The sequence below is a fragment of the Kutzneria buriramensis genome, from assembly GCF_003387475.1.
Lineage (GTDB): Bacteria > Actinomycetota > Actinomycetes > Mycobacteriales > Pseudonocardiaceae > Kutzneria > Kutzneria buriramensis.
The window spans coordinates 276,644-292,559 of record NZ_QUNO01000013.1 but is presented as its reverse complement, the minus strand read 5'-3'; the positions used below and the strand labels follow the sequence as shown (position 1 = coordinate 292,559).

7 protein-coding genes are annotated in these 15,916 nt (G+C 71.2%); 3 read left to right on the top strand and 4 right to left on the bottom strand.

From position 1 onward, the window contains the following. Positions 1–23 precede the first annotated feature (23 nt). Positions 24–962: a threonine ammonia-lyase gene (locus tag BCF44_RS35085; RefSeq protein ID WP_116178841.1), complete on the bottom strand. Its 939-nt coding sequence runs from the start codon at positions 960–962 to the stop codon at positions 24–26. Positions 963–1,007: 45 nt separating this feature from the next. On the opposite strand from BCF44_RS35085, the gene BCF44_RS35080 reads away from it, so the two are divergent. From BCF44_RS35080 to BCF44_RS35070, 3 genes are all read left to right on the top strand, one after another. Next, a complete protein-coding gene (locus tag BCF44_RS35080) occupies positions 1,008–4,205 on the top strand; it encodes an ATP-binding protein (RefSeq protein WP_170217906.1) in 3,198 nt (1,065 codons plus the stop codon). A gap of 120 nt (positions 4,206–4,325) precedes the next feature. Continuing rightward, positions 4,326–6,029, top strand: coding sequence for an alpha/beta fold hydrolase (locus BCF44_RS35075; protein WP_246015930.1), 1,704 nt, complete (start codon positions 4,326–4,328; stop codon positions 6,027–6,029). A 74-nt stretch (positions 6,030–6,103) separates the two neighbouring features. Then, entirely contained in the window at positions 6,104–7,525 is a 1,422-nt protein-coding gene (locus tag BCF44_RS35070) for an MFS transporter (RefSeq protein WP_211353348.1), read from the top strand. A gap of 1 nt (position 7,526) precedes the next feature. Here the strand turns inward: BCF44_RS35070 and BCF44_RS35065 are convergent, their stop codons facing one another. Genes BCF44_RS35065 through BCF44_RS35055 form a run of 3 tightly spaced genes read right to left on the bottom strand, consistent with a single transcriptional unit; the run spans position 7,527 to position 15,760 of the window. Further along, positions 7,527–8,717, bottom strand: a complete 1,191-nt coding sequence (locus tag BCF44_RS35065; protein WP_116178727.1) for a hypothetical protein — start codon at positions 8,715–8,717, stop codon at positions 7,527–7,529. A 12-nt stretch (positions 8,718–8,729) separates the two neighbouring features. Further along, complete coding sequence (locus BCF44_RS35060; protein ID WP_116178726.1) at positions 8,730–12,596, bottom strand: hypothetical protein; 3,867 nt, start codon at positions 12,594–12,596, stop codon at positions 8,730–8,732. 14 nt (positions 12,597–12,610) lie between these two features. Next, entirely contained in the window at positions 12,611–15,760 is a 3,150-nt protein-coding gene (locus tag BCF44_RS35055; protein ID WP_246015928.1) for a hypothetical protein, read from the bottom strand. Positions 15,761–15,916 lie beyond the last annotated feature (156 nt).

Below are 15,916 nucleotides of genomic sequence, written 5' to 3'. Positions count from 1 at the left end.
ACCCCCAGGTTCCGGCGATCGGGTCACCCTACCCAGCGTTTGTACGCCTCCGGGTCGACGTTGGAACCGCAGATGATCGTGGCCACCCGTTTGCCGGCGAACCGCTGCCGGTTCTCCAGGATCGCGGCGATGCCGAGCGCCGCCGACGGTTCGACGACCAGGCCGGCGTGCCGGAGCAGCAGGCCCATCCCGGCGATGATCGACTCCTCGGACACCAGCAGCGCGTCGTCGGCGACGACCAGCAGATCGGCCAAGACCTCCGGGATGGGCCGCCGGCCGGCGACGCCGTCGGCGATGGTGTTCATCGACTCGGTGGTGACGACGCGGCGCGAGTGCCAGGAGCGGGTCATCGCCGGCGCGCCGAGCGGTTGCACGCAGACGACCTCGACGTCCGGCCGCCGCGACTTCAGCACGTGACCGATGCCTGTGGCCATCGCACCGCCGCCGAGGGCGATCAGCACGACGTCCACGGGCGCGTCCACCAACTCCAGGCCGATGGTGGCCGCGCCCTCGCACGTCTCGAGGTCCAGGCTGTCCTCGACCAGCCGGATGCCGCGCTCCCGCGAGATGTCCACGGCCCGGTCGCGAGCCAGCTCGAAGTCGCCGTCGACCAGCACCAACTCGGCGTCCAGGGCGCGAATCCGATCGAGCTTGACGGCCGGCGCGAAGCGGGAGGCGACCACCGTGACGTCGAGGCCCCGCCTGCGACCGGACCACGCCAGCGCCTGACCGAGGTTGCCGGCGCTCGCGCACACCACACCGGAACCGGCGAGCAGGTGAGTGACGAGCTCCGTGCCGCGGCCCTTGAAGCTGCGCACGGGGTTCGCGGTCTCCAGCTTGATGCTGAGCGCGCAGCCGAGGTCCAGCGCGTCGCACGGGAACAGGGGAGTGTCGAGGAACACCGGGTCGATCACCGACCGGGCCGCCGTGATCCTGGTGTCGTCGAGGCGCGTCTCCAGCACGGGAAACAGCCTAGTTGCGCCGGACAGCCGAGTATCGTGCAGCGAGTGGACCTGCGGCTGCTGGGCACGGTGGAGGCGCGCGTCCGGGACGCGCCGATCCCGCTGGGCTCGCGGCAGCAGCGCCTGGTGTTGGCGATCCTGGCCTGGCAGGTCAACAAGCTGGTCACGGTGGACCGGCTGGTCGACCTGGTGTGGTCGGACGAGCCCCCGAGGCGGTCGTCCCATGCGGTCCGGGTGCACGTGTCGCAGCTGCGGCGGGCCTTCGACGAGGCCGGCGCCGGCCGGGACGTGATCGTCACCCAGGGCCCCGGATACGTCCTGCGGCTGGAGCCGGGGCAGGTGGACGTGCACCGGTTCCAGGACTTGCTCCGACAGGCCCGCGGCGCGGACGCCGACTCGGTCAAGATCGCGACGCTCGATGAGGCGCTCGCGTTGTGGCGCGGGCCGGCGCTTGCCGACGTCGCCCCGGACGACCTGTGGAAACGGCTCGACGCGGGGCTGGAGGAGTCCCGGCTCGCCGCGGTGGAGGACCGCTTCGACGCCATGCTCCGGTTGGCCCGCCACCGCGAGGTCGTGGACGAGCTGACCATGCTCGTGCGGACGCACCCGGACCGGGAGAGGCTTGTGGGGCAGCTGATGCGGGCGCTCCACCTCGACGGGCGGACCGGCGACGCGCTGGAGTTGTTCCGCCGTACGAAGGAACACCTCGCCGACGAGCTCGGGGTGGACCCCGGCCACCAGTTGCAGGGGCTTCACCTGGCGATCCTGCGGGCCGATCCCGCCCTCGACCCGCCGACCCGAGCGGCGACGGTTTTCGCCGGTAGACGGGAGGAGCTGGCGGCGCTGCACCTCGCTGCCCGGTCGATGGAGCCGGGGCTGGTCGCGGGCGACGCGGGCAGTGGCAAGTCGGCGCTGCTGGAGCGTTTCCGGGACGATCTCGTCGCCCAGGGCTGGCTGGTGCTGGTCGGCCGCTGCCCGGAATCGGAGGGCAGCCTGCCGAGCGCGGCCTGGCGGCAGCCGTTGGCCGAGCTGGCGAAGGTGCACGACCCGGGGCCACAGGCCGCGGAACTCGCACCGCTGTTGGATGACGGCGACGTGGCGGGGACGAGGTCCCGGCTGCACCGCGCGCTGGTCGACTGGCTGGCGCGAACGGATGGCCGGACAGCGATCGCCTTCGACGACCTGCACCGCGCCGACGTCGAGACCCTCGCGTTGATACGCAGCGTCGTGCAGGCTCGTGTTCGGGTGCTGCTCGTCGCCACGTACAGACCGCACGAGGTCGGCGCCGCCCTCGCGCACACCCTCGCCGTGCTGGCCGCCCGGTCACCGCACCGGGTCCAGCTCGGTGGCGTGGACGCCGACGCGGCGCGGATGATCGTCGACGCCGCCAGCGGACAGCGGCAGGACGACACCGTCGTGGCCGCGTTGCTGACCCGGACCGAGGGAAATCCCTTCTACCTCAAGGAATGTGCCCGCCTGCTGAGCGGCGGCGAAGCGATGAACCGGATACCCGACGGCGTGCAGGACATCCTCCGCCACCGATTCGCCCTGTTGTCGGCGGAAGTCGTGGGGACGCTCCGGTTCGCCTCGATCCTCGGCCGGGCCGTCGACATCGACCTGCTGCTGCGCGCGGCGGTCCAGGACGAGGAAACGGTTCTGCACGGGCTGGAGTCGGGTGTCGGCGCGGGTTTGTTGACCGAGCCGAGGCCGGGCTGGCTCCGCTTCTCGCACGTTCTCGTCCGGGAGGCGCTGTACGCGCAGGTGCCGGCGTTTCGGCGTCGGCAATGGCATTCGCGGGTCGCCGACGCCGTCGCCGAACTGCATCCCGACGACGTGGCGGCCGTTGCGCACCACCAGGTTCAGGCCGCGGTGCCGCGAACGGCCGGCCTCGCGGCGCGACACGCCGCCGCGGCGGCCGAGCACGCCGCACGCCACTTCGCGCACGACACCGCCGCCGACTGGTACCGCCAAGCGCTGAGCTGCCTCGACCTGTCGCCCGACACCACCGACGCCGACCGGGTGGACCTGTTGGGTCGGCTCACCCGCGAGTACCACGCCGCCGGCGAGAACGCCGCCGCCCTCGACGCCCGCGCGCAGGCCTTCGCCATCGCGGAACGCAGCGGCCGCGACGACCTGCTCACCAGCGCGATCGGCTACTGGGACCACCCGACGTCCTGGGTGGTCCGCCCGTACGCGCGACCGGATGTGCGGCTGATGGGGGCCATCGAGCGGCTCCTCGGCCAGAGCGATCTCTCCGTGGACGCGCGGTGCCGTCTGCTGACGACGGTGGCGCGCGATCACACCAGCGGCGACATCGACCGCGCGATCGCCGCCGCCGACGAGGCGTTGACGCTGGCCCGGGTCGCCGACGACCCCGAGCTGCTGTGTGTCGCGCTGGCGATGGTCGCCGAGACCCGCGCCGCCGACCTCTACCCGGACGACCGGCCCGCGATCGACACCGAGCTGATGAGCCTGGCCCGCCGCCACGAGTTGGTGACGTATGAGGCGCACGCGCACATCCTGGCGGCGCAGACCGCCACGACGCGGTTGGAGATCGAGCGGGCGGCGGAGCACGTGTCGGCGGCCCGGAGTCTGGCCGAGCGCTATCACCTCCGGCCGCAGATGATCTACGTGCACCTCGCCGAGGGCATGCTCGCGCACATCGCCGGCCGGCTCGACGACGCCGAGCGCCACTACGCCGAGGCCGGCGACGTCATCCGGGACTGCAACGGCATCATGCCGGAGGTGTACCGGCTGCTCGGCGTCACCGACGTGTGGCTCACTCGCGGGCGGGCCGCCGACGCCGTCGGCGAGCTGCGGGTGCAACACGGTCTGGGCCACGTGGTGGGCGAGCGACTGGCGATCGCGCTGGCCGCGGCGGGTCGGTGGGCGCAGGCGCGCGAGGTCCGGCGCCCGCCTGCGGAGATGGTCCGCAACTTCCTGTGGAGCAGGCGGATCGGCCACCGCATGCTCGCCGCGGTGGCCCTGGGCGAACGTGACGAGGTCGCGGCGCTCTACGACGAGCTCCTGCCGTACGGCGGAGGTCTGGCCGGCGGTGCGTGCGGCGCGTGGGTGCTCGGGCCCATGGCACAGATCCTGGGCGAGGCAGCGCGGCTGCTCGGCCGGCGCACCGCCGCCGGCGCGCACTTCCAGCAGGCAGAGGACGTCGCGGCCCGGTGCGAAGCGCCGCTGTGGGCCGCCCGTGCACGTCGCGCTCGGGCGGGCAATCGTACTTTCGGCTGATTCGAGTGCTACTCGGGGCGGAGGAAATCCCGGGTGGTAACCGACGGATGGCTGGTGTGCCAAGGGTTGCGCGCGCACGAGCATGGCAGGCGCGAACGTTGCAATCTGAGGGGAGTGCTCGTGCACGCAAGAAAATTGGCGCTCGCGGTGACGTGTGCGTCGGTGGCGCTGGTCGGCGCGCCGGCCGTCGCGTCCGCCGCCGGCGATCCGTTCGCCGGCTACGAGAACCAGCAGCTCACCTGGGGCGCCTGCCCGTTCCCGACGGAACCGGGCGCGAAGGACGCCCAGTGCGCGATGGTGACGGTGCCGAGGGACTGGGCGGCGCCGACCGGGGGCGTCGACATGCAGGTGTCGATCAGCCGCGTCAAGGCCTCCGGCGCCTCGCTGGGCCCGATCCTGATCAACCCGGGCGGCCCCGGCGGCCAGGGCACGGGACTGGCCGGCATCCTGGCGGCGCTGGAGCCGACCGTCGGCGCGCGCTACGACTTCATCGGCATGGACCCGCGCGGCACCGGCCACGAGGGCGACACCACCGCGGCCGGCGCGCCGATCGCCTGCCAGGTGCCGACGGGCCGCCTGCCGCAGGACCCGCTCGACGCCCGTGACCGCTCGGCTAAGAGCATCGCCGAGCACCAGCAGATCCCGCGCGCGGTCGCGGAGGCGTGCCAGAGCGTGGCCGAGTCGCCGTTCCTGACGACCTGGCAGACCGCGCACGACATGGAGCTGATCCGGCAGCTGCTGGGCGCGCCGAAGCTGAACTACCTCGGCTACTCCTACGGCAGCTGGCTCGGCGCCAAGTACGCCTCGCTGTTCCCGGGCAGCGCCGGCAAGATCGTGCTGGACTCCAGCGTGAACTGGCAGGGCCGGTTAGAGGCCGACTTCGAGGACTTCCCGGTCATCGACCAGCGCCAGTTCGACCAGGTCTACGTGCCGTGGCTGACCCGCACCCAGCCGGACGTGTTCGGCGCGACGCCGGACGCGGTGCGCCAGAAGTGGGAGCAGGTCCGCGCCTACTACAAGTCGCAGGGCGTCAGCGGGGACCGCTACGACGACGTCTGGGTCGGCATGGGCAGCAAGTTCGCCTGGCTCCAGGCCACCCAGATCTTCCAGGCCGGCATCAAGGCGCTGGGCGGGGCGACGCCCGCGTCGAGCGAGCTCCAGCGCCAGCTCGACGCCCAGGCGCAGACCACCTTCGGCAAGCCGGCGGCCGCGGTGACCGCACAGGACGTCAAGGCCGTGATCCCGCCGGACTACGTGGCGGTGGAGGACGTCCGCTACGCCGTCGCCTGCGGTGACCAGCCGACGAGGTCCGCCGCCTGGTACAAGGGGCTGAGCGACCGGCAAGGCCCGAAGTACCCGCTGTTCGGCTGGCAGTACGGCATTTCCGAGACCTGCGGCTTCTGGTCGGACGCCCCGCGCCAGACGCTGCCGACCCTGCCGGCCTCGGTCGCGAAGAACGTCCTTGTCGTGCAGGGGGAGTTCGACCCGCAGACGGGCTACGAGCAGGCGCACGCCGCGGTGAAGGCCGCGCCGGGCGTCAGCCTGATCTCCGTCGACGACTCGCCGTACCACGGGCAGTACGCCCTCACGGCCAACCCCTGCGTCGACGGCATGGTGAACGTCTTCCTGCTCGACAACTCCCGGCCCGGCAGCAACACCTGCCCGGGCGTGCCGCTGATCGGGGAGACCGAGGTGTTCCCGGTGCCCGGCCCGGTGAAGAGCCCGGCGGCCCAGTCGTTCGGCTCGTTCGCTCAGGTGAGCGGCCCGGCCGCGCTGCGGGAGCACGCGCAGGAGTTCATCCGCAGGACGAACGCGCTGCGCTGACGTGACGGCGGCCGGGGCACCGCCCCGGCCGCCGTCGGGCGACTCAACCCGGTGCGGAGTGGGTAGCCGTGGGCATGGCGACCACGGACGTACCGGCGAGAATGGATCGGCTGCCCTGGTCACGGTGGCACTGGACGGTGCTGATCGGCCTGGGCACGGTGTGGATCCTGGACGGCCTCGAGGTCACGATCGTCGGCGCGCTCGGGCAGCGGCTGACGGACCCGGCCAGCGGCCTGCAACTGTCCGACGCAGGAGTGGGTTTCGCGGCCGCCTGCTACGTCGTGGGGGCCGTGCTGGGCTCGCTCGGCTTCGGGTACCTGACCGACCGCCTGGGCCGGAAGAAGCTGTTCCTGGTGACGCTGGGCCTCTACCTGGTGGCGACAGTCCTGACGGCGTTCTCCTTCACCCCGATCTGGTTCCTCGCGATGCGGTTCTTCACCGGCGCGGGCGTGGGCGGCGAGTACGCGGCGATCAACTCCGCCATCGACGAGCTGGTGCCGGCCCGGCTCCGCGGCCGCATCGACCTGATCGTCAACGGCTCGTACTGGCTGGGCGCGGCGGCCGGCGCGGCCCTGACGTTGGCGCTGCTCAACCCGGCGCTGTTCGCCGAGAACCTGGGGTGGCGGCTGGCTTTCGGGCTCGGCGCGATCCTCGGCGTCGGGATTCTGCTGGTGCGCCGCAACGTTCCCGAGAGCCCACGGTGGCTGTTCACGCACGGGAGGGCGCGTGAGGCCGACGAACTGGTGGCGGACATCGAGCACCAGGTCGCCGAGCAGACCGGCACGGAGCTGGACGACGTCCACGACACGATCGAGGTGCACGAGCGCGGCAGCACCGGCTTCGGCGCGGTGGCGAAGACCTTGCTGCAAACGTATCCCCGCCGGACGCTGCTCGGGCTCGGCCTGTTCGTCGGACAGGCTTTCCTCTACAACGCCGTGTACTTCACCCAGGCGTTGGTGCTGGGCACGTTCTTCCACGTCCCGGGCGCGACCGCCGGCACGTACCTGATTCCGCTGGCCATCGGCAGCCTCGCCGGGCCGCTGGTGCTCGGCCGGCTGTTCGACACCGTCGGCCGCCGCACGATGATCGCCATCTGCTACCTCGGCTCCGGCGTGCTGCTCGTCGTGACGGCCGTGCTGTTCCAACAGAACGTGTTGTCCGCCTGGACGTTGACGATCGCCTGGAGCACGGTGTTCTTCCTCGCCTCGGCCGGGTCGAGCGCCGCCTATCTGACGGTGTCCGAGGTGTTCCCGCTGGAGATCAGGGCGATGGCGATCGCGCTGTTCTACTCCGTGGGCACCGGCCTCGGCGGCATCGTCGGCCCCATCCTGTTCGGCAACCTCGTCGGCACCGGCGACCCGTCGATGGTCGCCATCGGCTACTACCTGGGCGCGGCGATGATGATGGGCGGCGGCGTGATCGAGCTGGTGTTCGGAGTGGAGGCCGCGCAGAAGTCCCTGGAGGACGTCGCGCAGCCCCTCTCCGCCGCCGCGTGACTCAGCTGTGGGCGCTGGCCCCGGCCCACACCAGGTCGCCGACGCTGCCGCCCGAGTAGCCCAGTGCGGCGGCCAGGCCCTCGGCCGTGCCGCCGCACGCCGCGACTCCGTTGGCGTCGGTGACGGCCTGGCACAGGACCTTGCCGTTGGCGCTGAAGGCAACGGTCCGGCCGGGCACCGGGTGGTTGTAGACGGTGTCGGTGAGCGTGGCGCTCAGGGCGGGGCTGACCAGCCGGGCCGGCGCCACCTTCAGCGACGTGGCGTCCGGGGCGATGCTGAACACCGACGCCGACACCGCCGACTGGCCGGGCGCGAACAGGTAGGCGACGGCGGAGTCGTTGCCGGACGGCCCGGTACAGGTGGACGCCGACGTGCTGACGTCGATCGTCGGATCCGTCTGGTAGTAGCCGATCGGCGAGCCGACGGCCTGCGGCCAGCACACGTACTTCGCCGCCAGCGGCACGGTCGGCACCGGCGTGATCCGGCTCGGGCCGGAGCCGGTGAGCCCGACCGCCATGGTCGGCGACGTCGCACTGCCGTCGTTGTCCGACGCGAAAAGGCTGTCGAAGGCCGTGAAGGTGGTCTCGTTGGTGGCCGACTGCGCGAACGGGCGGAACGTGCCGCCGGCCTGCTCGCTCTGCACCACCGGCCCGTCGTCCCTGCCCACGGCCAGATCCCACAGGTACTGCACCTGGATCTGGTCGCTGCCGGTGAACGTAGTGGTGACCTCGACGCTGGAGTCGGCGGCGGTGCTGCCGTGCACGACGACGTCCTCGACGAGCGTGCCGGCGGGCAGGAACCACGTCACCTTCAACTCGGTCGGGCTGACCGTCGACACGAACGAGATGGAGTCGTCCATGGAGACCTCGTTGGCCTGCGTGAGGTACTCGCCCTGCACGTAGTCCACCGGGTTCTTGGGGTCGGCCAGGTCGCGGACGATCATGAAGCTGGTGCCGGGACCGCCGCCGCTGTAGAGCACGTCCTGACCGCCCCTGGTGACGGTGAAGGTGCCCAGCCCCAGGCCACGCCGGTCCTGCATGCGGACCTGGAACACGCCGTTGCCGGCCGTCGGCAGCGCGGCAGCGGCCTGGGCGGTCGCCGCCGGTTTGACCGGCTTGTGCGGTGCCGCGGCGGCCGCCGGCGCGGCGGCGACCAGCGCTGCGGCGACCGCAATGAGGGTCAAGCGGTGCATGAGGGCTCCCCGTCAGAGTTGGACCGCGTCGACGTAGACGACCCGGCTGCCGCCGTCCTTGAACTGCTCGTTCTCCTGGATCACCAGCCGGAACGGCCGACTGCCGCGCGCCGCCGGCAGCGTCAGCCGGCCCAGCCACTGGGCGCGGCCGGGCGCGCCGCTGTTCGTCAGCTCGACCGCCGGCGCGGCGTCGGACCAGGCCACGTCGCCGGGCAGCGCCGGATCCGCCACCTGGACGGTCGCGAACACCCGGTTGCCGGTGGAGTTCTTCGGCGAGATGCCCGTGACGGCGACGTCGATCCGGGTGGCGTCCACGTACGCGACGCTGAGCGCCCGGTCCGGGTTGAGCTGGGCGAACTGCGCCTGCGTCACCTGCGACAGCTCGACGTCGGCCACCGAGTTGGGCTGGTAGCGGGCGAGCGCCAGCCGGATGAACGGGCTGTACGGGCTCGGATCCGGCGGCGCGAGGGTGATGTCGCAGTACCAGAGCCGGCGCGTGTTGTCGTAGAACACGTCGTGCGGCGCGACCGAGACGGTGTCGGTGACGTTCGGGTCTTTCTCGCTCTCGGCGAGCTTGAGCCCGGTCTTCGTGTGCGCCGCCAACGGAAAGTCGGTGACCAGCGGCGGCCGGGTGAAGGCCGTCGACTCCCATGCCGGGTCCTGCGCCCAGTTCGTCACGTACCGCTGGAGGTCGCCCGGCACCGGGCCGGCCTGGTTCATCGTCAGCACGCCGAGCTGCTCACCGTCGCCGGAGGAGTACCACGGCCGGTTCAGGAACACCCGCAAACCGTTGCCCCGCCGGGTGCTCGTGATGCCGGTGGCCGAGTTCTCCTGCTCCCAGCCGAAGGTCGGCACCACGTACGCCACCAGCGGTGCGGCCGGCCGGGCGGAGCTGGGCACGTTGACCGTGACCGCGGTGCCGTTGCGGGTGATCGGCGGCACGACGTACGCGACCTCGACGGAAGTGTTGGCGGGTATGGTGATCGCTGTGACCGTCCCGTGTAGATAGTCGACCGAGTAGTCCGTGTCACGGACGTAGGTCGCGTTGGTGGTGGTGTCGCGGACGACATCCGTTCCGGGCACGATACCGGCGGTTGAAATCGTTGCCGTGCCACCGAGTTCGACGGTCGTGCGCTGCACGAAGTACTCGGCGAACCGGGTGGTGGCGACCGGGGTGTAGGTGACCATGCGGTGCTTGGTGTCGTGGAACTCGTGCTGATTGTTCAGCGGCTGCACATCGCCGCTGGTGTCGTCCTCGACGGTGACGACCTCGAACGCCTGCGTGGCGCCGGGAACGTGCTGCGGCGCGGGATCGGCCGGCACGTCGAGCGCCTCCTGCCAGGACGCCAGCACGTCGATCTTGCTGGTGCTCGCCCGGTCGAAGGCGACCCGGTCGACGATGTTCGCGGTGGTCTGCCCCTGCTTGCGCACGGCGATCGGCTTGCCGAACTCCGCCGTCGTCAGCGGCTGGCGGATCGCGTGCACCAGCGTCAGTGTGCGGAACGGCGTGAGCAGCCAGAGCTGGCCCTTCACGGCCAGGTCCTGCATCGACGCCATCGTGGCACCCGGCGGCAGCACGACGCTCCCGTCCGCGACGGCGTTGGCCAGCCAGTTCCACTGCCCCAACTGGGCCAGGTCGGAGGCGTTGACGCGGCTGCTGTACCGGACCTCGTACCGACGGCCCTTGGGCACCTGGACCGTCAGCACGCCCAATCCGGGCTGCGGCGCGCCGGTGCCCTCCTCGATCCGCAGCCGGAACGGCAGGATGTCCGGCCAGCCGAGCAGCCCGCGCCCGAAGTCGTTCGTCACCACCTGGCCGTCGGCGGTGCCGGGCAGCCCGACGAACGCCGCGCCCCGGCTGAGCACGTCCGGCAGATACGGCACGGTCAGCTGCGGCGTGTCGTAGTACGGGATGTCGTACGCGCCGGGCGCGCCGCCGGTGGCGAACGAGCCGGTGTCGCGCTGCTTGATCTGTCCGTAGGCGAGCTTGTCCATGCCGCTGGGGTTGAGGATGTTCGCCGGCACGTCGAACATGCCGTGCTGCTCCGCCATGAGCTCGGCGATCCGCACCGGCGCCAGGTGCCGCTCGCAGCCGTCGGTCGAGGGCGCGTTGTAGTTGCTGCGGATCACCAGGCGCTCGGTCGACTCGCCCTCGGTGCGGGCCTTGCGCAGCAACAACGTCGGCGCCTGCACCGGCTCGAACCGGTAGTAGACAACGGGATCCGTCGCTCCCGTGAAGTCTTTGACGTCCTCCAGCCGCACGCCGTTGCCGGCGAGGTCGGCCAGCCGGGCCCGGAACCGGTAGCCGCGGCCGAAGCGGAGCTTGGGCAGCGTGCCCGGAGTGGCCTTGAACGCCACCTTCAGGTTGAAGTCGGCGCCGGGATCCGTGCTGCCGCCGGGAACCAGGCTGCCGTCGTCGGCGATCGCCTTGCCCGGTCGTGGCGCGACCAGGCTGTAGCCGTGCCAGGTGGCGATCGTCTCGTGCATGTACATCACGTTCGCGGTGTCGGCGGCCTGCGTGGTGTGCGCGGACGTCACGATGCCCTCGTCTGCGGCGTTCACCGTGGTGTCGGCGAAGGCGTAGCTGCCCTGCCGCTGGCAGAGGCTGTGCCACGCCTTGGACACCGTGTCCCAGACGTCGATCCGCACGCCGCGCGTGACGTCCTCGGCGAAGACGACGCCGGTGGTGCCCAGGTTGACCTGCTTGGTGATGGCGTCGTAGATCCGCCGGCCGCGGCCGGAGTCGTTGATGGACAGGCCGTTGCTGACCAGCGACGGCGGCGGCTGCTCGTCCGGGCTGTCGACGGCGGGCTTGCCGTTCCGGTTCTCGCCGCGCGAGGTGCGCGACATCGTCTCGGCGAACGCCAGCATCTTCACCGCGGCACCGTCCGGGTCGATCTCCGTGACGTCGAAGTCGGGGCCGCCCAGCTGCAACAACCCGCCGGCCAGCGCGTCGCCGCGCGGGGCCGTGAGGAACGAGGTCGCGGTGATCACGCACCTCGTCACGGGCGTGATCGCCGGCTGGAAGCCGGGGATCACCTGCACGTCCACGATCCCGGTCGGCAGCGGGTTCGGCAGCGGCACGGTGACGTCCCGGACCAGGCCCAGCCGACGCATGAGCTCCGGGTACTGGCCGAGGCTGCCGACCACGGCGTGGAAGTCCAGTTTCGGCTGCTCGAGCGACTTCGAGGTGATCGTCTGGGACCCGCCGCCGGGATTGTTGGCCGGGTTGCGGTCGTGGAACAGCTCCGCCAGCAGGAAGTTCGTCTGGTAGTCGGTCAGGTGCGCGCCGTTCACCCTGGCGCGCAGGGTGTTCTGGCCGGTGTCGAAGAAGTGGCCGAACGCCAGCGCGAGGCGCAGGTCCTCGATGGCCGCCTTCTTGGTGACGGGGTCCAGCCAGACGTCGTGCAGCAGGAAGTTCAGCGGCTGCGGGAACCGGGCGGCGAACTCGCCGCCCTGGTCGAAGTAGTCGCCCAGGGTCGGATGCGACGTCGGGCTGTTGGCCGCCATGTACGCGTACTGGTCGCGCACGAAGTTCCGCACCCGCCGCGCCGGGTACGTCCGCACGTACGTGTCGGCCGGGTTGATGGTCGGCCCGGTGTGGTCCTCGACCTTGGTAGAGGCCGGGAACAGCTTGGGCCACAGCGTGGCGCTGAGCTTGGATGTGTCGGCGGTGGCGGTCAGCGTCGCGCCGTTCACCTTGACCTGGAACGAGATGGCGGTTCGCGGCCAGTTCTGCCAGTCCGGGAAGGAGGACAGGTCGGTGGCCCCGCTCAGCCGCGGCGCGATGTGCACGGACAGCTTCAACACCGGCGCACCCGCCGCGACACCGACGCCGTTGGGCAGCGCGGTGCACACGATGGTCTGGGTTGGCGACATCGGTTCGTTCCCCTCTAGCCCGCGAACGCGTCGCAGTAGGTGTTCCAGTCGTCCTGGCTCAGCTGGTCGCCGAACTTCGGCGGCGCGGCCGTGGCGGCCGCCCGCAGCGACCGCTGGCCCGACGGGCCGGCGAACTCCTTGTGCACGCTCAGCGACACCGACTTGTGGAAGAACAGGATGTCGATCTCCACGGTGAGCGAGGCGTCGCCGGCGACCTTGTTGCTGCCGCCGTCGCTGGTGTAGCTCAGGGCGAGGTAGAACTCGGCGGAGATGGTGATCAGGCCGAGCACGTTGAGCTGGCCGGTGGCCCGCAGGTAGCCGGACAGCGTGACGATGTCGTCGCTGTCCTTCTGTTCGAGTTTGAAGTAGATGCCGGCCATCACCGACACCGAGCCGCTGGCCACGCCCAGGTTGAACGCGACGCAGCCGCCGAACTCGATGGACGCCTCGACCAGCTCGAAGCCGTCGGTGCCCAGGGCCAGCGCCATGAACCCGCCGCCGCCGAACAGCGACACGGCCAGCGTGAACGGGTGCTCGCGGCTGCAGAACGCGAACCGGGCCCGCGCCGCGCTGCCGTCGAACGGCAGGTTCAGCCCGGCGGTGAAGGCCAGGTGCTGCAGGGAGAACACGCCGACGCCGACATCGGGGACGGCCAGCGTGTAGCCGGCCTCGATGCCGCTGGGCTGCACGTCGATGTGCACGCCGTCGCCGGTGCTGACCAGGTACTGCTCCAGCGTGTTCACGAAGTCCAGCGGCCCGGCGAAGCCCACCTTCGCGATGTCCACGTGCAGCTTCGGCTTGACGTTGTCGCTGGTCTCGAACGTGAGCCGGCGGAACGCCAGGTCGATGAAGTGCAGGCTGGTGTCGTCGCCCTTGACCAGCTCCAGGGTGAAGTTCCGCAGGTCGCCCTTGATCGTGTAGGTGGTCTTCGGGTCGAGACCGACGCTGGTGTGGAACTCCCCGTGCAGGGTCATGCTGGCCGGGCCGTCGTCGGTCTTGGGCAGGAAGACGCCGAAGGCCACGCCCTTGCCGGGGTCGGGCAGCTTGGGTTTCCAGTCGACGGTGGTGGTGATCGACGACGGCGGCCGGGTGGTGTCGTTGCCCGGGTAGACCGGGGTCGTGACGATCTTGGGGCCGTTGTCGATGTCCAGCAGGTTGCCGTTGGCCCCGATGACCTGCCCGAGGTCGACGCCCCCGAGCAGCTTCGCGCTGGTGGCCAGGTACTTCCTCGGGTCGAACGTGCGGTCCACCAGGAACTTCTCGATGTCGGCCGGGGCGCCGCCGATGGGGCCCAGCGACCGGGACAGCGCGCCGATGTTCAGGTCGGGCACGGCGACGCCGCCGACGCTGCTCACCGTCGCCGAGAAGGCGACCCGCACCTCCGACGGGATCTCGGGGAAGTGCCGCTGGTCGGGCGGCAGCCCGAGGGCCTGCAACACCTGGCCGACCGCGTTCACCGAGTCCTGCACGCGGGCGAAGGTCTGCGCGGTGGCCCCCTCGATGCCCTTCGCCACGTATACCGGGTCGAAGCCGATGACCGAGGTGATCTCCTTCTGCACCAGCTTGGTCACCGCCGGCAGCGACACCTTCGCGGCCAGCATGGACGGCCCGAAGTTCGGCACCTCGGGGATCTTCGACTTGCCGAGCGGATCGCCGGCGACGCTGCTGAGGTACATCAGCGCGGTCGGGAACGCCGTCGAGCCGGCGTCGGCCGGGGCCGCGTCCTGGGCGCTCAGCGTGCTCGCCGCGGGCGGCGCGTAGGCCACGTGCTGGCCGCCGAGGTCGTGCACCCGCCGGCCGTCCTTGAAGGCGTCGTCGTCGAAGGCGGCGTTGCTGAACTTGGTGCGCAGCCGGTTGAGGCCGTCGCTGTCGTACGCGTCCTCGATGTGCACGAACGCCAGGAACGCGGTGAACTCGGACCGCGCGCCCGCCCAGTCGGTGGCGATCATCGGGAACGGCACGTCGGCCTGGCCGGTGGCGGTGTCGTACTGCACCCAGAAGGTGTTGCCGGACACCACGTCCGGGCTGGCGGTCAGGTTCGGCGTGGTGGTCATCGCGATCTCGACGGCCGTGAACGGCAGCGAGTGGTCCTGGTACTGCTTCACCGGCTCGCGGACCCGGAGGTAGGCGCGTTGCAGGAACTGCGCCACACCGTCCACGACGGTCCGCTCGGTCTCGGTGATCACCGTCGCCCGATGTCCGTACGGGAACAGGAATCCGCGCTGCTCGATGCGGACGTGGTTGTCGCGGCCGATCGACGACCGGTGCCGCCACTGCGCCACCGGCGCCGGCGACGGCCAGTCGCCGGCCAGCTCGACCGACGATCCCTGGGCGCTGAGCAGCAGCAGGTCGGCGTCGACCGGGTTGATCGTGTTCGTCTGGGTGACGATCTCCTGCGTCACGTTGGTGTCGCTGCCGTAGCCGATCAGCGACTTGTACGGCGTCGGCAGCGTGATCGGATCAGCGTCGAACGCCCGGACCGGCGCCGGCCCCCGCGCGGCGTCCGGCAGGCCGTGCTCGTCGCGCAGCGCCAGCCGGGTGTGCCACAGCTCGGTGCGGCCCTGCGAGGTCAGCGGGGTCGCCAGGTGCACCCAGGACGAGCTCGCCTCCGGCGTCAGGTGCAGCCAGTCCACCAGCAGCAGGTCGGTGTACAGCGCCGGCTTCACCCTCGACTTCGGCACCACCTGCATGACCCAGCTGGTCCAGTTCAGCAGGCCTTCCTCGGTGAACGGCAGCTCCTTGACCGTCGTCGGCACCAGGAACACCAGCTGGCTCGGATCGACCGCCTTCGCCGCGATCGTGCCCGGCTTCGGCATCGTGTCCGGCGGCGGGATCGGCCCGGTGTCGTCCCTCGACGCCGACACGAACTCCGTCTGCTCCATCACATGCTGCGCGTCGAACCGCACCTTGATCAGCGACTGCTGCGCCGGATCCACCGCCACCAGGCGGCCGTCGGCCAGCTGGAGGTTGTAGAACTCGTACCGCAGCTTCAGCATGTCCTGCCGCCGCAGCAGGTCCAGCGTCAGCGACGGCGTCGCGTCCGCCGCCGGCAGCGTCTGGAGCGGCGACCCCGTCGGCAGGGCCGCCGCGAGCAGCCCGCTGCCGCCGGCCAGCAGCACCAGCCGGCGGCCGATCGGCCGCCGCCACACCGGTTCCTCGGTCATTCGCGCATCCCCCAACGCCGTTCGGAGCAGGCGGCGGTATCCTCCGACCGGCCCATTCCCGGCCAACAGGGAATCCACCCCCAAATCCCCCGGGACGATCTCCCGGGCCACCCGGGTATCTCCCGGGGTCGGGGCGTCCCGGACGAGTTTGGCCAC

Coding starts and splice junctions, on each gene's coding strand:
- BCF44_RS35070 (WP_211353348.1), top strand. CDS start 6,104: ATGGCGACCACGGACGTACCGGCGAGAATGGATCGGCTGCCCTGGTCA.
- BCF44_RS35065 (WP_116178727.1), bottom strand. CDS start 8,717: ATGCACCGCTTGACCCTCATTGCGGTCGCCGCAGCGCTGGTCGCCGCC.
- BCF44_RS35055 (WP_246015928.1), bottom strand. CDS start 15,760: ATGACCGAGGAACCGGTGTGGCGGCGGCCGATCGGCCGCCGGCTGGTG.
- BCF44_RS35060 (WP_116178726.1), bottom strand. CDS start 12,596: ATGTCGCCAACCCAGACCATCGTGTGCACCGCGCTGCCCAACGGCGTC.